This window comes from Candidatus Pelagibacter sp. HIMB1695 (genome assembly GCF_052047655.1).
In the GTDB taxonomy this organism is placed as follows: domain Bacteria; phylum Pseudomonadota; class Alphaproteobacteria; order Pelagibacterales; family Pelagibacteraceae; genus Pelagibacter.
In genome coordinates, this window is sequence record NZ_JBNAJT010000001.1 from 745,738 (window position 1) to 767,198 (window position 21,461).

The 21,461-nt window shown below is 29.4% G+C and carries 24 protein-coding genes; 14 read left to right on the top strand and 10 right to left on the bottom strand.

All coding sequences use genetic code 11. The annotated features are described in order from the left end of the window. Positions 1–65: 65 nt before the first annotated feature. A complete protein-coding gene (locus tag ACTTAX_RS04070; protein WP_440693071.1) occupies positions 66–620 on the top strand; it encodes a hypothetical protein in 555 nt (184 codons plus the stop codon). Here the strand turns inward: ACTTAX_RS04070 and ACTTAX_RS04075 are convergent, their stop codons facing one another. Then, complete coding sequence (locus tag ACTTAX_RS04075) at positions 621–1,565, bottom strand: LysR family transcriptional regulator (protein WP_440693073.1); 945 nt, start codon at positions 1,563–1,565, stop codon at positions 621–623. Positions 1,566–1,664: 99 nt separating this feature from the next. Here ACTTAX_RS04075 and ACTTAX_RS04080 point away from each other — a divergent pair, with 99 nt between their 5' ends. The 4 genes from ACTTAX_RS04080 to ACTTAX_RS04095 all read left to right on the top strand — a co-directional run bounded on the left by ACTTAX_RS04080 (position 1,665) and on the right by ACTTAX_RS04095 (position 3,812). Then, entirely contained in the window at positions 1,665–2,093 is a 429-nt protein-coding gene (locus ACTTAX_RS04080) for a hypothetical protein (RefSeq protein ID WP_440693074.1), read from the top strand. A gap of 65 nt (positions 2,094–2,158) precedes the next feature. Then, positions 2,159–2,599: a hypothetical protein gene (locus tag ACTTAX_RS04085; RefSeq protein ID WP_440693076.1), complete on the top strand. Its 441-nt coding sequence runs from the start codon at positions 2,159–2,161 to the stop codon at positions 2,597–2,599. A gap of 5 nt (positions 2,600–2,604) precedes the next feature. Next, the gene (locus tag ACTTAX_RS04090) at positions 2,605–3,597 is read left to right on the top strand and encodes a type IV pilus twitching motility protein PilT (RefSeq protein WP_440693077.1); all 993 of its coding nucleotides are present in this window, start codon (positions 2,605–2,607) and stop codon (positions 3,595–3,597) included. Next, positions 3,597–3,812 (top strand): hypothetical protein, encoded by a 216-nt coding sequence (locus ACTTAX_RS04095; protein ID WP_440672894.1) that lies wholly within the window; start codon positions 3,597–3,599, stop codon positions 3,810–3,812. The genes ACTTAX_RS04090 and ACTTAX_RS04095 overlap by 1 nt, the downstream gene beginning before the upstream one ends. On the opposite strand, the gene ACTTAX_RS04100 is transcribed toward ACTTAX_RS04095, so the two are convergent. The 4 genes from ACTTAX_RS04100 to ACTTAX_RS04115 are packed head-to-tail and all read right to left on the bottom strand — an operon-like array spanning position 3,790 to position 9,316. Then, positions 3,790–5,769, bottom strand: coding sequence for a CHASE2 domain-containing protein (locus tag ACTTAX_RS04100; protein WP_440693079.1), 1,980 nt, complete (start codon positions 5,767–5,769; stop codon positions 3,790–3,792). The two genes, ACTTAX_RS04095 and ACTTAX_RS04100, sit on opposite strands and share 23 nt — an antisense overlap. After that, positions 5,766–6,455 carry a hypothetical protein gene (locus tag ACTTAX_RS04105; protein WP_440693081.1) on the bottom strand — a complete coding sequence of 230 codons (690 nt, stop codon included), beginning with the start codon at positions 6,453–6,455 and terminating at the stop codon, positions 5,766–5,768. The genes ACTTAX_RS04100 and ACTTAX_RS04105 overlap by 4 nt, the downstream gene beginning before the upstream one ends. 54 nt (positions 6,456–6,509) lie before the next feature. After that, entirely contained in the window at positions 6,510–8,012 is a 1,503-nt protein-coding gene (locus ACTTAX_RS04110; RefSeq protein WP_440693083.1) for a FecR family protein, read from the bottom strand. Next, entirely contained in the window at positions 8,009–9,316 is a 1,308-nt protein-coding gene (locus tag ACTTAX_RS04115) for a hypothetical protein (RefSeq protein WP_440693085.1), read from the bottom strand. Before ACTTAX_RS04115 ends, ACTTAX_RS04110 begins: the two co-directional genes overlap by 4 nt. A 118-nt stretch (positions 9,317–9,434) precedes the next feature. On the opposite strand from ACTTAX_RS04115, the gene ACTTAX_RS04120 reads away from it, so the two are divergent. Beyond that, entirely contained in the window at positions 9,435–9,833 is a 399-nt protein-coding gene (locus ACTTAX_RS04120) for an ATP-binding protein (protein ID WP_440693087.1), read from the top strand. A gap of 40 nt (positions 9,834–9,873) precedes the next feature. On the opposite strand, the gene ACTTAX_RS04125 is transcribed toward ACTTAX_RS04120, so the two are convergent. Next, positions 9,874–10,368 carry a type II secretion system protein gene (locus tag ACTTAX_RS04125; RefSeq protein WP_440693089.1) on the bottom strand — a complete coding sequence of 165 codons (495 nt, stop codon included), beginning with the start codon at positions 10,366–10,368 and terminating at the stop codon, positions 9,874–9,876. Positions 10,369–10,496: 128 nt separating this feature from the next. Here ACTTAX_RS04125 and ACTTAX_RS04130 point away from each other — a divergent pair, with 128 nt between their 5' ends. After that, entirely contained in the window at positions 10,497–10,835 is a 339-nt protein-coding gene (locus ACTTAX_RS04130) for a heavy-metal-associated domain-containing protein (RefSeq protein WP_440672698.1), read from the top strand. Here ACTTAX_RS04130 and ACTTAX_RS04135 read toward each other — a convergent pair. Next, positions 10,832–11,497: a hypothetical protein gene (locus tag ACTTAX_RS04135; protein ID WP_440693091.1), complete on the bottom strand. Its 666-nt coding sequence runs from the start codon at positions 11,495–11,497 to the stop codon at positions 10,832–10,834. The two genes, ACTTAX_RS04130 and ACTTAX_RS04135, sit on opposite strands and share 4 nt — an antisense overlap. Then, positions 11,497–12,441, bottom strand: coding sequence for a mitochondrial fission ELM1 family protein (locus ACTTAX_RS04140; protein ID WP_440693093.1), 945 nt, complete (start codon positions 12,439–12,441; stop codon positions 11,497–11,499). The genes ACTTAX_RS04135 and ACTTAX_RS04140 overlap by 1 nt, the downstream gene beginning before the upstream one ends. 21 nt (positions 12,442–12,462) lie before the next feature. Here ACTTAX_RS04140 and trxB point away from each other — a divergent pair, with 21 nt between their 5' ends. Genes trxB through ACTTAX_RS04155 form a run of 3 tightly spaced genes read left to right on the top strand, consistent with a single transcriptional unit; the run spans position 12,463 to position 14,432 of the window. Next, a complete protein-coding gene (gene trxB / locus ACTTAX_RS04145; protein ID WP_440693095.1) occupies positions 12,463–13,410 on the top strand; it encodes a thioredoxin-disulfide reductase in 948 nt (315 codons plus the stop codon). Beyond that, complete coding sequence (locus ACTTAX_RS04150; RefSeq protein ID WP_440693097.1) at positions 13,411–13,980, top strand: NAD-dependent epimerase/dehydratase family protein; 570 nt, start codon at positions 13,411–13,413, stop codon at positions 13,978–13,980. After that, positions 13,923–14,432 (top strand): hypothetical protein, encoded by a 510-nt coding sequence (locus tag ACTTAX_RS04155; RefSeq protein ID WP_440693098.1) that lies wholly within the window; start codon positions 13,923–13,925, stop codon positions 14,430–14,432. The genes ACTTAX_RS04150 and ACTTAX_RS04155 overlap by 58 nt, the downstream gene beginning before the upstream one ends. Here ACTTAX_RS04155 and ACTTAX_RS04160 read toward each other — a convergent pair. Together ACTTAX_RS04160 and ACTTAX_RS04165 are read right to left on the bottom strand one after the other, a co-directional pair. Continuing rightward, complete coding sequence (locus ACTTAX_RS04160; RefSeq protein ID WP_440693100.1) at positions 14,424–15,080, bottom strand: NAD(P)H-binding protein; 657 nt, start codon at positions 15,078–15,080, stop codon at positions 14,424–14,426. The two genes, ACTTAX_RS04155 and ACTTAX_RS04160, sit on opposite strands and share 9 nt — an antisense overlap. A 3-nt stretch (positions 15,081–15,083) precedes the next feature. After that, the gene (locus ACTTAX_RS04165; protein ID WP_440693102.1) at positions 15,084–16,271 is read right to left on the bottom strand and encodes a pyridoxal phosphate-dependent aminotransferase; all 1,188 of its coding nucleotides are present in this window, start codon (positions 16,269–16,271) and stop codon (positions 15,084–15,086) included. A gap of 36 nt (positions 16,272–16,307) precedes the next feature. Here ACTTAX_RS04165 and uvrB point away from each other — a divergent pair, with 36 nt between their 5' ends. From uvrB to uvrC, 4 genes are read left to right on the top strand one after another with little or no spacing between them, the layout of a single operon-like run. Beyond that, a complete protein-coding gene (uvrB, locus tag ACTTAX_RS04170; protein WP_440693103.1) occupies positions 16,308–18,482 on the top strand; it encodes an excinuclease ABC subunit UvrB in 2,175 nt (724 codons plus the stop codon). Further along, a complete protein-coding gene (locus ACTTAX_RS04175; protein ID WP_440693105.1) occupies positions 18,464–19,216 on the top strand; it encodes an SDR family oxidoreductase in 753 nt (250 codons plus the stop codon). The genes uvrB and ACTTAX_RS04175 overlap by 19 nt, the downstream gene beginning before the upstream one ends. Further along, positions 19,213–19,638 (top strand): dihydroneopterin aldolase, encoded by a 426-nt coding sequence (locus tag ACTTAX_RS04180; RefSeq protein ID WP_440654787.1) that lies wholly within the window; start codon positions 19,213–19,215, stop codon positions 19,636–19,638. Before ACTTAX_RS04175 ends, ACTTAX_RS04180 begins: the two co-directional genes overlap by 4 nt. Further along, positions 19,625–21,460 carry an excinuclease ABC subunit UvrC gene (gene uvrC / locus ACTTAX_RS04185; protein WP_440693107.1) on the top strand — a complete coding sequence of 612 codons (1,836 nt, stop codon included), beginning with the start codon at positions 19,625–19,627 and terminating at the stop codon, positions 21,458–21,460. The genes ACTTAX_RS04180 and uvrC overlap by 14 nt, the downstream gene beginning before the upstream one ends. Position 21,461 lies beyond the last annotated feature (1 nt).

Consider the following 21,461-nt stretch of genomic DNA (forward strand, 5'->3'; position numbering starts at 1 on the left):
AAAATGGGTTCGTTTTACCACTTACCCTAGTTGTGCTGTTAGCACTTACTTCTTTTAGTGTGGCTATGCTCCAGGTTATTCAAAGTGGGGCATTAAAAGCAGTTAAAAGTCATCAAGTTAATACAATTTCTCAAGCTGCAGAATTTGGCCTTGAGTCTGGAAGACTTTGGTTAGTAGATCAAATTAGTAAAGGCGGCACCTCTCCTATTGTAATTACCAACACAAGAAAACTATCAATTTCTGGAGATTGTTTGGGGCTTCATGGTTACACAGATACAACTCAAAAAATTTGGTACAGCTATAGTCAAGTTAATCAAGATTTAACAACTAGTTCTGATGCCGACTACAGCAGATATACTTATGATTTTTATGTTCAAAGAGTTGGACATCAAACTACATTAAATGGATACAATTACATTCCTCAAACTACTCAGGGCTCAGATACTTTAACAGTTAATACTTATACAGATAGAAGAGTTTTTTATAGAGTGATAAGTTGTGGTTATGGTCCTGAAAGAAAAAAAATAGTTCCTCTACAAGTATTTTTATCTACTGGTGGAGATGCTTCAAGTGGCAATGCTTCAAGAAATATAAATATTGAAGGTTACTACAGACCTTAATTATAACCAAAGAGCATTTTTAAGAGCTTTAGTGTCAAAATTAATTTTATCCTTATTTTCATCTCTATAAATAAAATAAATATCTCTTTTAATCGATGGTTTCACAACTTCTCTAAATAGTAATTTATAATCGATTGCGACAGATTCGGGAATAATTGCAACACCCAACCCAGTTTTTATACAATGAGATGCTGTTGTTTCGCTATTAGTGTATATTACATCTCTATGCTTTCCATTTTTTATTCTTTTATCTACAATATTGTTAATTATTTTATAATCTAATTTTCCTTTGTGTGTTAACTTGTAATTATAATAAAAAAATTCACACGTTCTTCTAAAAATATAATTTGGTTCTTTTCTTATTTCATCTATTGGAATTTCTTTCATATTTTGAAAATGATGTCCTTTATAAAACGCTACACAAAATGGATCATTATATAAAAACACTTTCGTTAAATCTTTATGAAATTCTGGTATACAAGAAATTGCAAAATCTAATTTATTTTCAAAAACAAGCTTATTAAGAGTATTACTTTCTTCTTCTACAATTCTTATTTTTTTATTTTCATAATTTCTTTTTAAAATCCAAAGCAAATTTTCTTTATGAGAAGTTGATAAACTTCTTGGCATACCAAATCTTAGATATTCTTCTTCTTGTTTTTTTTCTTTTAATTCAGGCTGGCTGATATTTTCATAAACTTTTTCATTATAGGAAAGTATAGCCTTTGAATTTAAATAAAATAACTGACCTTCTTTTGTTAATTTCATTCCCTTCTTTGATCTTAAAAATAATTTCTTACCTAAATTACTTTCTAAAATCTGAACTGCTCTAGTAATAGAGGGTTGGCTTACATTCAATTCTTTGCTAGCAGATACAAGGCTACCTAAATCTGCAACTTTAATGAAATATCTTAGAAAACGAGGATTTAAAAAGTCACTTTTCATAATAGGTATTTTGAATATAGAATTATTCTATACGTATATTGGTTATATATACATATTTTATTATCATTTAAACTCAATTTGGGTATCCTCACATTGAGTATGATAAATGCAATTAATTATAAGATTATTGAAGATTTTGTAGCTACAATATATTCAACAGATATAGATAATTTCGGCAATAAATCATATTACCCGGCTATTTTAAAAATAATAAGTAGCGTCAACCTTAGATCGTTTAAAGAAAGTGACGTGTTATGTGATAACACTACTTTTTGTAACACAGCGCTGGGTACAAATATAAACGCTATTGCAAGAGGTCTAAATTTACCTAGAGAAACAACTAGAAGAAAAGTTGAAGAGTTAATTAAATTAAATTGGGTATTTAGATGTAATTCAGAGCTTTATGTAACTCAAAAATGGAGAGAGATTAATCTAACAAACATTAACTCTCTACTAGAGAAAGTTAAAAAATTATCCAGAGTTCTAGAAAAACAAGCGCTTGAACAAAATCAGTTGAAGGCATCTTAATCTTATAACCCCCCATTTTAGGTAGTCGAAGCAATTATATTACAATTTTAGTTGTAAAATAAGTTATGCCTCAATCCACAGATTTAATCTCAAGTATTCAAGATCAATATGTTGATATTATTGAAGTTTATGCAAATTATTTTGTTAAACTTTCAGCAAAAAGTCATAGTCCAAAAAACATTACAGTTGCAGTATTTAAGGCAAACATAGAAAACCTTGAAAAATTTAGAATAAAAGAATTAAAAAAACTTAATGATAAAGACATAGAAAAGAAATTTAACCCTACCTCTATCAATTACATCTCGAGGTCTTTAGATGTTCCACGAGAAACAATTAGAAGAAACATTTTAACTTTAGTAGATAACTCAGAATTAATTAGAAGTGATGAAGGATTATTTGTTTCTGAAAAATGGATTAAAAAAAATATAGATAAAATTATTTCTGAAGTAATAGATCTTATTGATAAAAGTAACTATTTAACAAAAAAGATTGATAGAAAAAGTTAAATCCTATGAGTTTGGATGAAAAAATTTCTAATTATGCAACTAACTATGATCTATCAGATTTTCATATAAGATCTAATCAACCTCTAGCACTTAGAGAAAATGGATCAATTTTAGTTTTTGAAGATGATATTATTAGTCGTCAAGAATTAGAAAATTTTTGGAAAAGTCACTTAAATAAATCACAACTTCAGGAAATTGTTAACAGTAGAGATTTAGATTTTGCTGTTGTTGTGGGTGATTACAGATACAGAGCAAATGGTTATTACACTACAAATGGACCAAGTATGGTTTTAAGAAAAATTGTAAGTGAAATACCTCAAATGGAAAAACTTGGTCTTCCTCCAGCTGTAATGGATGCTATCAAACATAAAAATGGGTTAGTGCTTGTTACAGGTCAAACAGGATCAGGAAAGTCCACTTCTCTTGCAGCAATGATAGATCAAATAAATTCTAATAGAGCAGAAAATATAATTACTATTGAAGACCCTATTGAATTTGTGCATCCATCTAAAAAAAGTATTATTTCGCAAAGGGAAGTTGGAAAAGATACTGGAAGTTTTGCAAGAGCTTTAAAATCTGCTTTAAGACAAGACCCAGATGTAATCCTAGTTGGAGAAATGAGGGATTTAGAAACAATATCTCTTGCTCTAACTGCTGCAGAAACAGGACATTTAGTATTTGGAACGCTTCACGCTAGCAATGTATCATCTACGGTAACCAGAATTTTAGATGTATTTCCCCCATCTCAAAAAACGCTAGCTCAATCAATGTTAGCTGGATCAATTAGAATGGTCTTATCTCAGCAACTTTTAAAGAAAAAAGGTGGAGGAAGAATTGGTTGTTTTGAGGTGATGACAGGAACAACTGCAATAAGAAACCTTATTAGAGAGGGAAAAACAGCTCAAATTACATCAACTCTTCAAACATCTGCTCAAGATGGAATGATAACAATGGAAAAATACCTCGAAGGACTTCAGCAAAAAGGGTTGGTTGATTAATGAATAATATTCAAAAATCACTTTTAAAGAATAAAAATTGGGATCAAATAGTAATAAATAATATCACTACTCCTCATGATAAAAAAGTAGATATCAATGAGCTTTATAAATTAAATTCAAAAAAGATTGAAAAAGATTCGATTAAAAAGAAATTAGTTTTTACAATTATGAGTGTTTTTTTAGTTTGCTTATTTATTGTAGCCCCATCATTGTAATATCGTCCCTTAATTTTTCTCTATTATTTAACTTATTAGTTATTCGATCAATTATTTCTTTAATATCGGATGAGCTGTTTTTTAGAACTTCATCCTCTACCCCTTTTACTGTAAATTCATTATCACCTTCAATATAACCTTCAGTAACACCATCAGTGTAAATAAAAATATTTTTATCTTTTAAATTTATATTGGTTGTTTTGATAGTTTGAGGGTCTTTTATACTTAAAAGTCCCAATGGAGGTCTTTCTGCTTTTAAATAAGAAAAAGATTTTTTGTTTTTATCGAAACACATAATACTTTCATGTCCAAAGTTTACAAATTCTACTTCTTTAGAAGAAATATTTAATTTTCCAATGACTGCAGTAATAAACATTCCTTTGTAAGAAGACTCTTTTACTTGATTGTTAATATTTTGTGCAAGCTGGTTAATTGGAAATTTTAATTTTGAAAAAGATTTGAACACAGAAGAAGCGTTAGCCATCAACATACCCGCTTTAATACCTTTTCCAGACACATCTGCTAAAGTAAAATAAATTTCTTCATCTGATACCTTGATATAATCATAATAGTCTCCTGATACGTCTCTTGCAGGTACATTTTTAGCATACACAAAATTTTCAATATTTTTTTCAATTGGGAATAGTTTCTTTTGAACTTCCCCAGCAATCTCTCGCTCTTTCTTTAAGACTAATTGTTTTTTTTCATTTTCTATTGAGGATTTATTTTCTTCCACAAATCTAGAATATAAAAGATAAATAAATAATAAGGAGTTAAATAAAATAATATTATAAACTTCTACAAAATAATTTTCTTTATAAAATAAAATACTAATCGAGAATAAAATTATTATTAATAAAATATAATTTAATATTGAATAAATCGGTTTAAAATAATTCGCAATTATCAAAATCACTATCAAACTAATCAATAAAATAATGTTTTCAGCAATTTTAGTTACATAATTAATTTTTAAAAAATCTTTAGATAAAATATTTTCAATTATATTTGCGTGAACTTGTACACCTGGAACAATTTTACCTGTTGGTATTTTAACTAAATCAAAAACGCCTTCTGCAGAAGATCCTATTAAAACAATCTTGTCCTTTAGATTTGATTGATCAAAATTATCCTCATAAATATCTGATGCTGAAACATAGGTATTTGTTGGTATTTTTTTAAATTTAACAAAGTTTAATCCGTTTTCATTAGTTAAAAAATTTGTACTTCTTGTTTTTATTAATTGAATTCCGCTTTGGTCTGTTTGAATAAGATAACTTTTCTCTTTGTTGTAAAGTCTAACAGCTTCAAGCGATAAGGAAGGAATTATTTCGTTATCAATGTTTAAAATTAAAGGTACATATCTTAGTATTCCATCCTCACTATCTATAATTGAAATTGATCCTAGTCCTTTTGCTGCATTATTAAATTTATCCAAAGAAGAGATATAACCTAGATAGTTATACAAATAATTTAAAGGATCTTCGCCTTTTGCAATAATATTGGCTTTAGGCGAAAAGTTATTTTTTTTAACCTCTTTCGTGGCTCCTACTAGGGGCAAAATAACATTGCTATTTTTTATAGTATTTAAAAATAATTCATCGCTATTAAGTATATTTTCACTATTAAGATTGAACTCTTCAAAAATTTTTACAGGATTTTGTGTATCCTCCTCACTAAAAAAAATATCAAATGCAATAGCAGAAACTTCTGCAGAGTTTAGATTTTCTAAAATTGTTGAATAGACATCTCTCCTCCACGGAAATTGTCCAATTTTTTCTATACTTTTTTCATCTATATCTACAATTACAACTTTATTAGTTGAAAAATCTTCTTCAAAAATATTTTGATAGAGATCATAATTCAAAAAACCAATTCTTTTTTTTAAATTAGTATCAAAATTATAAACTACAATTAGAAAGCAAATCGCTATTAAACTAAGAAATTTTTTACTCACTTAAATTTTACTTTTTCTTTTGTTGGTGCAAAAAATATCATTTTACCTTCTGGTAATTTCCATCTTGGTTTTCTTCCTAGTTTATTTTCAATAGATTTAATATTATCATCATAATGATTTAATGGAATATTATAAGGCGAGTTTTTAATTGTTTGGTTTTTATCTATTACTACAGGAGAATGATATTTACTTTCAAGACTAATTAATTCTTTCATTTTAGAATTATAAATCACTGTATTTCCATAACAGTTACAAACATAAGTTCTGTCATAATTTTCTTCATATTCAACATAAGTAACTGTACCTCTAATACCAATGGTACCTCTTGGAGTTTTAATTTGTAGCTCTGATGATTGTTTACCAAACACTCCATGAAAACTACCTTTTACAAGTTCTTGAATTTTATTTTTGAAAAATTTTATTTTTGAATTTGGTCTAATTAAAAAACCGTTTTGATTATTTTGTACCAATGCTAATTCGCTTTTTGTCTCTAATTCACTTAAATTATCAAAATTGATTTCTGAATTTTTATCAATTTTTTGACCGTTAATAACAATATTCCCATAAATTAATTGATTTGTATCAGAATTTGCTTTTGCAAAATTAATGAAAAAAGTTGATAGTGCTATCGATCCACAACACTTACAAAAATCTCTTCTGCTAATATTTTTAAACATATCAAACATTACAATTTAAATATTTGATGATTTTTATTATACTCCCTAAAATGGGGGGTCTTGCTAATCTTTTTTAGGAGTAATCCCAGTTCTTGAGAAACTTAATTGATTTTCCATATCTCCATTTTTATCAAGATCCTCCACAACTATATTTATATGACCTGCAAATGCTATTGGTTCATTATTTATTCCCGAACCTAATTGAATATTGCTTGCTCTGAAATCATTACTCAAAAAATAATTATTATCTTCAGTATTATCATAGCCAGCTGCATTATCTGACAATCCAGCTTGTGGGGAATTGCTACCAAAATCAGTATTGTCGAGACTTGCTGAACCGTTACTGGCAATATTTACATTTTGATAATTTGCAATTTCAGAATTTGAGGAAGTGGAATAAGAGTGTGCTTTTGAAATACTATCAAATGTACGAGTTGCATTACTACCTAAAGCAACAGAACCAGAAACAGTTTGTGTTATAGTTTTTGCTGAAAAATCAATTACAACTGACGCATCTATTGTTCCACTTCCAGCACCCGTTGCTGCAGCTCCGTTAACTCCAGTTGCCTCATAAGTATAAGTTCCAGATGCTATGCCAGCAAGGTCTGCATAAGTTGAATAACCCTGATCTGTCCCCCCATATCTAGTGATCATAGCAATTGCATCACCGAATTCACCATTGGCAATTACAACTTTATTTGCCTCACTTTCGCTTTCGAATTCTTCTTTATATTCATCACCAAATAACTCCTCGACGCTAACACCTAAAGCTGCAGATAAAGTTTCTGCAGTTGCGCCACCATCTTCCTTCTTTAAAACGATATCAATTACTTCAGCTACTAATTCACTTCCACTTTCTTTTCCAGATATAAGAAGGCCTTCTTTTACAGCTTCTTGAATTTGTTCATCTTCAGAAATCTCATTTCTAGCCTCAAGTATTCTTACAAAATCATTAAAATCTTGTTCTGAAATAACAATAGGTTCTTGAGGCGCTTGATCTTGAGTAAATTGCGTAAATAAAAAAGGTTGATCTAAAATTACACTTCCAAATTGATTAAAAACCTCAACTTCTCCTGGTCTTAAACCTAATGTGTTATTTGGGCCAGGCCCGATTAGAAGTATTTTGCTATCACCATCTTCGTCATCAACTAAAGCCTGAAATTCAGTTCCTCTAGTTCCAATAGTTCCAGCAGGTGTTTTTACCACTAAGTCTTCAGGGTTAGTTTCACTAATTTTGCCTGATAAAACTTTGATACTACCTTGCTTTATTGTAGTTGTTATTTTTCCTTCAAAGTCTTCAGGATTAAATACAAATTCATCAATTATCAGTTCAGTTCCTGCTCCTATCATCATGACAGTTTCATCTAACAATATAATTTGAGATTTTGAATTATCACCTGCAATAACTGTATCATTAAAGTAAATTGGATCCCCGGCAGTTAAAGTTCTATTGTCATTAGTTTTAACCTCACCAATTGCTAACGTGACTGTACCAATCACCTGTTTTTGTGCAAAAAGTTTACTCGGTAGAAGTAAAATTAGAATTATTACAAATATTTTTTTCAAAAGTTTATCCTTTTTGTTAAACCTATATTATGAATTTCTTTTTCATAATTATAATTTAAGATGTTAGATGTACTATCAATTTTTGAAAAAGAAAGATTATAATAAACATCTTTAAAAAATTTAAATTTATTTAAAAAATGTAAATTAACCAATTCTCCATTTAAACTAATTGAGGTCGTATCTAATTCATCATCTCGAACGGTGCTTGAAAGTACAAATGTATCTGCAATTTCATATTCATTTTCTGTAAAAGATTTGCTCAAATTGAATGTTCCAAAATCAAAATATCTAGAATAACTAATTAAATATTTTTCTTGTTTATATCCATATTGATCAGCGATTGCCTTAGATTCTCCATCTTTATAATCAAATAAAAATTTGTTATTGGAGAAAATAAATTCATAGCCAATGTTACCTGATACAAAATAATTATTTTTTTCTCTAGTTGTAGAAAAAGTATTGTTCTGATTATAAGTATTTTTTGTATAATTTATCCCACCAATTAAAAAATGATTTTTATTTATTGAAAACTTATCCCGTAATCCAAAATTGATAGAATTGATATCTGCTTGGTTTCTATAGTTAGATTTATTAAAACTAAAAGTTGTGCTTAATAAGTTTTTATCTTTAAAATAATTATGATTTAAAAATACTGAATTTAAATCTTTTTCTTCAGATTTGTCTTTATTTTGATATGTATCTGATAATCCAATATTAAGATTAATATTTGAATTATCACTTAGTTTTTTAAAACCACCAATTCTAATACTTGGTATTTCTAATGTATCGTTTTCAATTTCATTAGTTGCGTAATTACTAATAGAATCACTTACATAAAATGTACCTGAATCTGATAAATTATTGATATTGGTGTGATAAGTATGACTTAAAGAAATATCAATATATCCATTCCACTTATTTTCATTTGCATTAGCTGTGTTATTTAGATTTTGTAAAATAATATCTATCTCAGCGTTAATTTCTGCTGTTAATTGTTCACTGTTCTTTATTTCATCAATTATTTGTATTGTTCTCTCAACAGAATCAATCCTCAAAGAAATAGACAAGTAATACATTTTAAGATCAATATTTTCTGGATATAAACTTGTTAATCTTTCTAGTGTAGAAATTACAGACTTAAAATTCCCTAAATCTTCCTGTTCTTTTGCATATTTTAAATTTAATTTTAAATCATTCGGATTTTTTAAAATTTGCTCAAAAGAAATTTGTGAATTTGCGCTAAATACATGAAAGAAAAAAATTAAAACTAATAAGTAAGTGTTGTTTCTTGGAACATTTTTCATGATAATTAAAATTTGATCATACGTGTAAATCTAAAAATAATTTAAGCAATAGCCCCATTTTGGGTAACCATTTAGACTAAAACCTTTTATAATTATAAAAATTAAGTACTTTTAACATATGAAAAAATCTTACCCCGCAACATTAAGCAATCTTAAAAAAATAAGAGCTACAATTAAAGATTTTCTGAAAATTTACGAAGTAGATTTAAAAATAATTAAAAATATCCAGCTTGCAGTTGATGAAGCTGTCACAAATATAATTAAACATGCTTATAAAGGAGATAACAAAAACAACATTATCAAAATTGAACTAGAGTTAAAAAATAAAAAATTTCAAATTCACTTATATGATAATGGGATTAAGGTTAATAAAAAAAATATTAAACCTAGAAGTCTGGACAATATAAAACCAGGAGGCTTGGGTATCTACTTTATAGATCAATTAATGGATGAAACTAAATATTTGAAGTCAAATAAGTGGATTAATCATCTTGTGTTAAAAAAAAATATTATTTAGGCGTATAAATTATATATACGCCTAAATATTAGAAATTATATTAAGTTGCTGAACTAATAGTCTGAGCTAGGATTGTATCACCAACATCTTGTTTAACAGTGCAATCTCCGTCATCAGCACAAAAAATTGTAATTCTACCATCTGAATTTGGATCAGTTGTAGCGTCGTCTACTGCTTTAGCATATGTTCCTGCTGCCTCATCTTGAGCATAAGGGTTTTTATATCCTAAGCCATTAGTAGCAGTTAAGTATGATGCTATATTTGTATCAGTTGCTGTATCAACACCATCAGAGCAAGTATCTTTAGTAGCGCCCTCTGGCCAAGCAAAATTACCTGATCCCAAAGAACATTTTGCCATTTCAGCATTAATCATACTTACAGTTTGAGAAAACTGAGTTCTTGCAGCTTGTTCTTTAGCACTTGCAGTGTATCCAGTATAAGCTGTGATACCTACCGCAGAAAGTACCCCAATAATTGCGATTACAACAAGTAATTCAATTAATGAGAAACCTTTTTTTGTATTTAATTTTTTCATTTCTCTCCTTAGTATTTTGTTAACAAAGTGATGAAAGTATAAGTAATACTTAAAATTAAAATAATCATAAGCCCCAAAATGGGGGTCTTTTAAAGTTAAATTTTTGTGATTATTGTAAGTTAACAATCATGAAAAAAATACTTTTCACTATTTTAGTTCTAACTACGTTTATACAAAATTTAGCTAAAGCTGAAGTTGCAATGATAGGTGTTGTTGACGGCATGGTTTGCATGGCATGCCAGGCAAAAGTAGAAAAAGAACTTAAAGCTGCAACAGGTGAAGGTAATGTTGAAGTATCATGGCCTGAAGGAGTTGCGTTTATAAACTTTGAAAATACTCCTAATTTTTCAGAGGATGACTTTAAAAAAGTAATTGAAGATGCTGGTTTTGCAGTTGGTAAAGTTGCAACTTTAAATGAGAAAATTATTGATCCAAAATCTGGTCTAATTTCTTTAAATAAATTTTAATTATTTACTTTCCAATCAGTTTCGAAAGTCACATAGTTTACTTGTAAGCACCGCCTTTCTTTTAGAATGCTCTTTTTTTCCATACCATGCCAGGTGTTTGGTCCACTAGTAAATAGATATCCATAGTTATTTCTATAAGGCAGTGTTTTAACTTTCTCTAATTTTTCATTATAAAAATCGGTCCCTAAATCTTCAGACTCGTTTGTTTTATTAACAAAAATTAATCCTGACATTAGTTTTTCTTTGATATCACAGTGAGGTTTCAGCCAAAATCCTTCCCTATCACAAATTACTTCAACTCTAACAAATGAATTAGATAAGTCTTTATTGATCATTTTAGATATTGTTTCGTGTGTTTCTTTAGACTGTAGCTCATTAATAAATTTTACAAGATTTGGAAATTGTGAACTATTTTCTTTAGTTACAAAACATCTAAATTTAATTGCTTTACCACCAGAGGAAATACCTTCTCTAAACTCAGCAGCACCACCATCTATTGCTCTAGTTCCATCATAATTTAAATTATGCTGACTTAAATCTGGGATATCTGCTTTAACAATCTCTTCAATTGCTCCTTCATTTAAAGCATCACTATATTCCCAATGATTAAATGGTGTTTCATATTTTTTTGAATTATTTTTTATTGAATTTAAAAATGACATTAAGATTGAATTTTTTCTTTTATTATTTTTGCTACTCTATTCGTTTCATCTAGCTTTTCATAGTTCCAATTTTCTATTTCTTCACCTAAGTTTCTAGTGATATTTAGTTCTCTAAATAAATTTCTAAATCTTTGAAATCTTTTGTCATTCTTTTTTGGTAAAATATTAGCAACATAAATTGGTTTGCCTGTTAAGGCAGCTTCTGAAATCATAGAGCTAGAGTCACATGTAACAATGATATTTTCAGATAAAGCCAATGCAGATAAATATGCATTTTTATCCACATTCATAATCACTGTGTGATTTTCTCCAAAAAACTCTTTAGCATAATGAATTGTATTTATTGGGGTTCTCATTGATGGGATTACTACTAATTGAAAATCATGTTTTTTCATTAATTTATAAAACATTGAGAAAATATGTTTCATATTTTTAGTTGAATAATCATAGTATTTAGTTGGCCCACCCATAATTAAGCACCAAATTTTTCTTTCATCTTGTTTAATAAATGATTTTAAATAATCTTTATTTTCATCAATTTCTCTTTCTGAAAGATAATGAATTGCTCCTTTAGTGTTAATAACATTTCCGCCATTAATTCCATCATGTTCGGGTGCAACAACAAAATCAAAATATTTTAAATCTATTTTTGGATCTTGAATATGAATATTAAAAACCTTTTTTTTAGAAATACTTTTTAAGTGAATAGATGGAATTACGCTCTTTCTTCCACATGAGATTATTATATCAAAATCATTATCTTCAACTTTTTTATAAACGTTTTGAGAAATTGGTGTAAATTTAGGAGGAACTAATTTCCAAATATTTTTTAGTTCAACCTTGTGGTGTACAAAATCAATATCAAGTGCCTTTGCAAGTCCCTCGACTTGACTAATCATTCCATGCATTCCTTGAGTTAATAATAAACCTTTTAATTTAGACATTTATCACTATATAGCTTTCATATGAGTCAAAATCCAACTAAACACACAAAAGTGTTAATAATTGGATCTGGTCCTGCCGGATACACAGCAGCTGTTTATGCTGCACGAGCAATGTTAAATCCTATTCTTGTTCACGGCGCTCAACCAGGTGGACAGTTAACAACAACAACTGATGTAGAAAATTTTCCAGGATTTGCAGAAGTAATTCAAGGACCGTGGTTAATGGATCAAATGAGAGATCAAGCAAAAGCTGTTGGAACAGAAATGATTGAAGATCATATCGGCTCAGTAAATTTAAAATCTACACCATTTGAAGCTGTGGGTGATAGTGGACAAAAATATACCGCAGATAGCATAATTATTTCAACAGGTGCACAAGCAAGATGGCTAAATATAAAGTCTGAACAAGAATTTAGAGGGTTTGGTGTTTCAGCATGTGCTACATGTGATGGTTTCTTTTTTAAAGACAAAGAAGTTGCGGTAGTTGGTGGTGGTAATGCTGCGGTAGAAGAAGCTATGTTTCTTACAAAATTCGCATCAAAAGTAAAATTAATTCATAGACGAGATAGTTTGAGAGCTGAAAAGATGCTTCAAAAGAAATTGATGGAAAATAAAAAAATTGAAATTGTTTGGGACTCTGTAGTTGAAGATGTTTTGGGTGATAGTGAACCCAAAAATGTTAAGGGTATAAAAATTAAAAACTTAAAAACTGAAAAAACAGAAGAAATAAAATTAGATGGGTTATTTATTGCTATTGGTCATGATCCAGCTACTCAGCTTTTCAAAGATCAATTAGAAATGGATAAAGAAGGTTACCTGATTACTAAACCAGATTCTACTGAAACAAACATTCCTGGAGTTTATGCTGCAGGTGATGTTAAAGATAAAACTTTTCGACAAGCAGTTACAGCAGCAGGAATGGGATGTATGGCAGCTTTAGAGGCTGAAAAACATCTTTCACATAATTAAATGTCAGAAAAAGTATTACTCACTGGCATTAGTGGGTTTGTTGCAAAACATATTGCTATTGAATTACTAAATTCAAGTTACGAGGTTTTAGGGACTGTCAGGAATTCAAATTCAATTGAACAAACAAAAAAAACATTAGAAGAAAATAATGTAGCAATTAATAATTTATCTTTTGTAGAATTAGATTTATTAAAAGATGAAGGCTGGAATGAAGCTGCAAAAGGCTGCAAATATATAATTCATGTAGCCTCTCCTTTCCCTCTAAAAGTTTCAAATGACAGGGAGTCGCTTACTCCAGCTGCAAAAGATGGAACTTTAAGAGTTTTAAATGCTGGAATACATGCAAGAGTTGAACATTTTGTTAAAACTTCTTCCATAGTATGCATGTTCAGAAAACCAAACAGGTCAAACCCTTATACATTTGGTGAAAATGATTGGACTGATTTAGACTGGGATAAAACCACTGATTATTTTTATCCAAAACAAGAGCTGAAAAAGCTGCGTGGGCTCTTATGGAAAGTAAAGGTCTTAAAAATAGTCTTACGTGCATCAATCCTGGCTTTGTTTTAGGAGATTTTTTGAATGAAAAAAATTGTACTTCAATGGAATATATCAAGCAATTACTTCAAGGAAAATTTCCAGCTGCACCAAAGTTTTCAGTAATGATATCTCACGTAAAAGATATTGCAAAAGCACATGTTCTATCTTTAAAAAACAAAAGTGCTGGTGGTAGAAGGTTGATTGTTGGATCTGAAGTAAGAAGTATTCTTGAATTATCACAGATAATGGCAAAAAATATTCCAAGCCATGCAAAAAAACTTCCTAAAAGAGAATTACCAAATTTTATGGTTAAACTCTTAAGTTATATAGATACAAGTGCTAAAAATATGGTTCCAGATCTTGGGCTAAAAATGCAAACAGACCAAAGATACGCAGAAGAGATTCTTCAGATGAAATTCATAGCATCTGAAATTGCAGTTGTTGATGCAGCAAAATCAGTAATAAGACTAAATTTAGCTTGAAGTTAATTCAACTATTTCATCAGACTCAAAAATAGTTTTTTCTAAATTTTCATTTGCAATTTTTATCATAGCTTTAGCAACAGTTTCTGAATGAATGGGCTTCATTTTCTTTAGAGGTCCTAAAAATAGAGGAGACAATAGTTTAAATATAAAAATTCCTATTTTCTCGCCTACTCTCTTCTCTTGTCTATCGCCTAATAAAAAAGAAGGTCTCATAATTCCAATTTTTGGAAAGTTAAGTCTTATTAAGTCTTCTTCAGTTAATCCTTTAAATTTTAAGTAATCTCCTGAACTTTTTGGATCTGCATAACCTGATGAAACAAAAATGAATGAATTTACTAAATTTGATTTTGCTATTTGAGCAACTTGTTTTGGAAGCTCAAGTTCTACTCTTTTATACTCATTTTTATCTGGTGAATTTTTCTTTGTTGTTCCAATACAAAAAAAACAGTCGTCTCCTTTAATATCTTCTATATGATTTTCTAGATTTTTAAAATCTGTTTGAATAATTTCAATTTTTGGATCATTTAATTCTATTGAAGAACGGATAAATATTTTAATTTTAGAGTAATTATCATTCTGAATAAGTTGATTTAAAACATGGCCTCCAACTAATCCAGTTGAGCCAAATAGTAATGCTGTTTTCACTTCTTAAGAGAGGCTTTCACAAAAGGATTTTATTCTATCCATTGCTTTCTTCAAATTTTGCATTGAAGTAGCATAAGAAATTCTAAAGTATCCATCCAAACCAAATGCAGATCCTTGAACAACTGCAACATTAGATTGCTCAAGTAGTTTTTGAACAAACTCAGTATCGGTTTTCAATTTAGTTTGTTTATTTAACAATCCTTTGCAACTTGGAAAGACATAAAAAGCTCCGTTAGGTGTTAAACAATTTATACCTTTAATACTGTTTAAACTTTTAACTACAAAATCTCTTCTTTCTTTGAATGCTTTTGATCTCTTTTTTATAAAACCTTGATTTCCATTTAAAGCTTCAACTGCAGCAGCTTGACTGATAGATGATGGGTTTGATGTAGATTGAGATTGAATTTTACCAATTGCTTTAATTATATCTTTTGGTCCAGCGGCATACCCTATTCTCCAACCTGTCATTGCATACGATTTACTAACGCCATTCATAGTCAAAGTTCTATCTTTCAATTTAGAATTTTGAGCAATCGTATAAAAATTAAAATTATCATATGCTATATGCTCATATATATCGTCACTTAAAATATGAACTTTTTTATTTCTAATTAAGACTTTTGCTAAAGCTTCAATTTCTTTTTTTGAGTAGCCTGCTCCAGTTGGATTAGAAGGTGAATTTAAAATCACCCATTTTGTTTTTTTAGTAATGGCTTTTTTTAATTTACTTGCAGTAAGTTTAAATCCTTCTTCTTCTGTGCACTTAACTATCTTTGGTTTTCCACCAGCTAATAAAACCATATCGGGATAAGAAACCCAAAAAGGTGCAGGAATAATTACTTCATCCCCTTTATTTAAAGTTGCCATGAAAGCATTATAAAGAACTTGTTTTCCACCAGTTCCAACAGTGATTTGATCTGTGGTGTAATTAATTTTATTCTCTCTTTTAAACTTATCTACGATTGCTTTTTTTAAAGCAGGTGTTCCATCTACTGCTGTATATTTTGTGTCTCCACTTTTGATAGCTTTAATTGCAGCATTTTTAATATTATCTGGTGTATCGAAATCTGGTTCTCCAGCTCCAAGACCAATTACATCTTTTCCGGCAGCTCTAAGTTCTCTTGCTTTTTGAGTAACTGCAATAGTTGGTGATGGTTTAATTCTTTTTAAACTGTCTGATATTATGCTCATTGAAATATAAATAAATTCTAATACGCTGTTTAATATATGGAAAATACTTATCAAGATTTAATTACAGATATTCAGAGTAAAAATCCAAAAATTGGTGGAAAACTCGAAGGTGGAAAAAAATTCAAAATTAAATCTGATTTTAAACCTGCAGGTGATCAACCAGAAGCTATTAAGAAATTAGTAAATGGTGCAAATAAAGATCAATTTAACCAGGTATTACTTGGAGTTACAGGATCTGGAAAAACTTTTACAATGGCAAAAGTTATCGAGGCTACTAATAGACCTGCATTGATACTTGCTCCAAACAAAACGCTAGCAGCACAACTCTATGGAGAAATGAAAACATTTTTCCCAGATAATGCAGTTGAATACTTTGTTTCTTATTATGACTATTACACTCCAGAAGCGTACGTACCAAGATCTGACACTTACATAGAAAAAGAGGCATCAATAAACGAGCAGATTGATCGGATGAGACACTCAGCAACTAGATCTCTTTTAGAAAGAGATGATGTTTTGATTGTAGCAAGTGTTTCATGTATTTATGGATTAGGTTCTGTTGAAGCGTACAGTAAAATGACTCTAACACTTCAAAAAAATTATGAATACAACAGAGAAGAAATAATCAAATCTTTAGTTGCTTTACAATACAAAAGAAATGATCAAAATTTTTATAGAGGAACATTTAGAGCAAGAGGAGAATATTTAGAAATATTTCCCTCCCATCTAGAAGATAGAGCTTGGAGGCTTTGTCTATTTGGAGATAAATTAGAACAGATAGAAGAGTTTGATCCTTTAACTGGGGATAAAGTTAGAGAACTAAGTTTAGTAAAAGTCTATGCGAATAGTCATTACATAACTCCTAAGCCTACAATCGAACAGGCGGTTATTAATATTAAAAAAGAATTAGAAATAACTTTAAAAAAACATAGAGCAGAAAATAAATTATTAGAGGCTCAAAGGTTAGAAGAAAGAACGAAGTTTGATTTAGAAATGATTGAAGCAACCGGTTCTTGTGCAGGAATTGAAAACTATTCAAGATTTTTATCAGGAAGAAAACCAGGAGAACCCCCTCCCACTCTATTTGAATATTTCCCTGATAACACTTTGATATTTGTTGATGAATGTCATGTAACTGTTCCACAACTTAATGGAATGTACAAAGGAGATAGATCAAGAAAAAGTACTCTTGCAGAATATGGTTTTAGACTGCCATCATGTATGGATAATAGACCATTAAAGTTTGAAGAGTGGGATTTAATGAGAACTCAAACTGTATTTGTATCTGCAACACCAGGACTATGGGAGTTAGAGCAAACAAAAGGAAAATTTATTGATCAGGTTATTAGACCAACTGGACTAATTGATCCTGTAGTTGAAATTAGACCTGCAAAAAATCAGGTAGATGATTTGATGCACGAATGCAAAAGAGTGATTGAAAACAATCATCGAGTTTTAGTCACAACTCTTACCAAGAAAATGGCAGAAGATTTAACTGAATATCTTCATGAAAATGGAATTAAAGTCAGGTACCTTCACTCAGATATCGATACTTTAGAGAGAATTGAAATAATGAGAGATTTGAGGATGGGTGTATTCGATGTTTTAGTTGGTATCAACTTATTAAGAGAAGGTCTTGATATTCCTGAATGTGCATTAGTTGGAATTTTAGATGCAGACAAAGAAGGTTTTCTAAGATCAGAAACTTCTCTCATTCAAACAATAGGAAGAGCAGCAAGAAATGTAGATGGAAAAGTTATTTTGTATGCTGATAAAGAGACTAAAAGTATAAAAAAGGCAGTTGCTGAAACTGATAGAAGAAGAAATATTCAAATAGCTTACAATAAAAAACACAAAATTAGTGCTACATCAGTTAAAAAAGAAATAAGTGACATTTTAGAGAGTGTTTATGAAAAGGATTATGTAAAAATAAGTGAGGGCTCTAATGTTGGGGGAAACTTAAAGAAACATCTTAAAGCACTAGATAAAAAGATGAAAGAAGCTGCATCTAACCTTGAATTTGAAGAAGCTGCTAAAATTAGAGATGAAATAAGAAAATTGGAAAGTAGCGAATTAGAAATTACATTAAATCCTAAAATAAGGCAGTATGATGTAAAAAACAAACTTTATCCAAAAGGTCGATCAACAATGGGGATGCCTGGAACAAAAGTTACAAAAAAAAGAGATAAAAAATGGAAGCACGGAAAATAATTATTACAGGTGGAGCAACAAGAATTGGTGCTGCAATTGCAAAAAAATTATCTGGTCCCAATAAAGAAATTTTAATTCATTTTAATAAATCAAAATTAAAAGCTGAGAAGTTAAAAAAAGAACTATCAAATAATGGTACTAAAGTTTACTTGGTTAAAGGTGATTTGAGTAAAGAGAATGATGTAAATAAAATTGTAAAATATGCAAAATCAAAACTTAAATATTTTGATTGTCTAATTAATAATGCCTCTTTGTTTGAAAATGATAAATTAGAAAACTTTACAACAGATAGTTGGGGGCAACATTTAAGAACAAATTTAAGAACACCTGCATTATTATCAAAAGAATTTGCAAAAAATGTTAAAGGAACAAACAACAATATAATTAATATAATTGATCAAAGAGTTTTCAAACTAACTCCATATTTTTTTTCGTACACAATTAGTAAAACTGGACTTTATACTTTAACCAAAACTAGTGCTATGAGTTTAGCTCCAAAGATTAGAGTAAACGGTATTGCACCTGGCCCAACTATTAAAAATCAAAGACAATCTGAAAAACATTTTAGAAAACAGTATTTAGCAACCCCACTAAAAAGACAAGTACATGTTGAACAAATATGTAATGCTGTTGACTTTTTTATAAAAAATATATCTATTACAGGTCAAGTTTTGGCAATAGATAGTGGGCAAAATTTAAACTGGCAAACACCAGATATAATGGGCAAGGAATGAAAAGAAGTAATTTTAAGATTGTAAGAATAAATAAAAATAAAAGTCTTTTTAATTATGAAAAGAAAATTCTAATTAATGAACTAATTTTAAATTTAAAACTTGGCTATTATGACTTTGAAAAGAAAAAGCCTCAAAAAGTTAAATTTAGCCTAGAAATTGATTACGAGGATAAAAAACCATCAAGTGATAAGGATATAAAATCGATTGTTAATTATGGAACAATTGTAAAATTAATTACAAAACTCGTTAAAAAAAAACATTACAACTTTCTTGAAACATTAGCTGAGGCTGTATTTGATGAATTATTCAAAGATCAAAGAATTGCTAAAATAATGCTGAAAATTGAGAAATTAGAAATTCTTAAGCAATGTTCATCTGTTGGTATTCAAATTACCAAAAAAAGAAGTCATGATAAGCTCTGAAATAGGAAAAGAGGTAATTAAAAAAGAACTTTCGCTAGTACCTAAACTTCCTGGTGTCTACAGGATGTTAAATGAAAAAAATGAAATTCTTTATGTAGGAAAAGCAAAAAATCTTCCTAATAGACTTAAAAGTTATGTATCTGAAAAAAATCACATAATTAGAACAGAGAGAATGTTGTCTCAAACAAGAAAATTAGAGATAACGACTACTTCAAATGAAAGTGAAGCGTTACTATTAGAAGCAAACCTAATTAAAAAATTTAAACCAAAATTCAATATTTTATTAAGGGATGATAAGTCATTTCCATTCATCTTTATTGGTAACAAGGATAAATGGCCACAAATCAAAAGACATAGAGGAAAAAAGACAAAAGAAGGATTTTATTTCGGACCTTTCGCATCAGCAGGTTCGGCTAACTGGACAATTAAGATGATCCAAAAAATTTTTCATCTAAGAGTTTGTGATGATACTGTTTTTAAAAATAGAGAAAGACCTTGTATCCTTTATCAAATTAAAAGATGTTCTGGTCCATGTGTTGGTTATGTTGAAAAAAATGATTATCAACAAACAGTTGATGATGCCATTGAATTTGTATCAGGTAAATCAAGGAAAATTCAAAAAAATCTTTCAAGTCAAATGGAAAGGGCAAGTGAGGAATTGGATTTTGAAAAAGCAGTAATTTTAAGAGATAGAATTAAAGCTTTAAATATTATTCAATCTTCTCAAAGAATTAATGAGGCAAATTTAGTAGAGGCAGATGTTATTGCTGGATACAAAGAGTCTGGCAAAACTTGTATTCAAGTATTTTTTTATCGTTCAAAGCAAAATTGGGGTAACCAAGCTTTTTTTCCAAAACATGACCCAGATGAAAAATTAGGAGATATTTTAAACTCATTTGTTTCACAATTTTATGAAAATAAAAGTGTGCCTTCTGCAATAATATTATCTGAAGAAATAAAAGAAAAAGTTTTAATTGAAAAAACTTTAACTCAAAAAGAGGGAAAACAAATTAATATCAGTGTTGCTAAAAAAGGTTCAAAGCTAAAAGTAGTTAATCAAGCAATAAAAAATGCAAAAGATAGTTTGAATAGAAAACTTTATGAAAGTCAGAATAATCGAGAACTTTTTGATGAAGTTGCAAAGAAATTCAATCTTGAGACAAATATAAATTTAATTGAGGTTTATGATAACAGTCATATCCAAGGAACAAATAGTGTTGGGGCTTTAATTGCATATGGTGATGAGGGATTTATTAAAAAAAGATATCGAAAGTTCAACATCAAGCACAAAAAAAATGAGCAAGATGATTACGGCATGATGAGAGAAGTATTAAACAGAAGGTTTAAACGTGCTGTTCAGGAAAAAGATAATTATCTCACTTTTCCTGATTTAGTATTAGTAGATGGAGGAAAAGGACAATATTCAGTAGCTAGAGAAAGTTTGAATGAGTTGGGACTTCACGACATTCCAATTATTGCAATAGCAAAAGGTAAATTTCGTAATAGTGGAAATGAAACATTTTTTCACAATGGCAAAGAATATAAATTCTCAAAAAATGACCCTACTCTATTCTTCCTTCAAAGGATAAGAGATGAATCACACAGATTTGCAATCAGTGCCCACAGAGCAAAGAGAAAAAAAGGAATTAGCAAATCTTTACTGGACCAAATTGAAGGTATCGGAGCAATTAGAAAAAGGGCGCTACTAAACCATTTTGGGTCAGCAAGATCTGTTGAGTCTGCTAGTTTAGATGAAATTAAATCTGTTGAAGGTGTAGAAGAAAAAGTAGCAAAAAAGATATATAACTTCTTTCACGAATAAT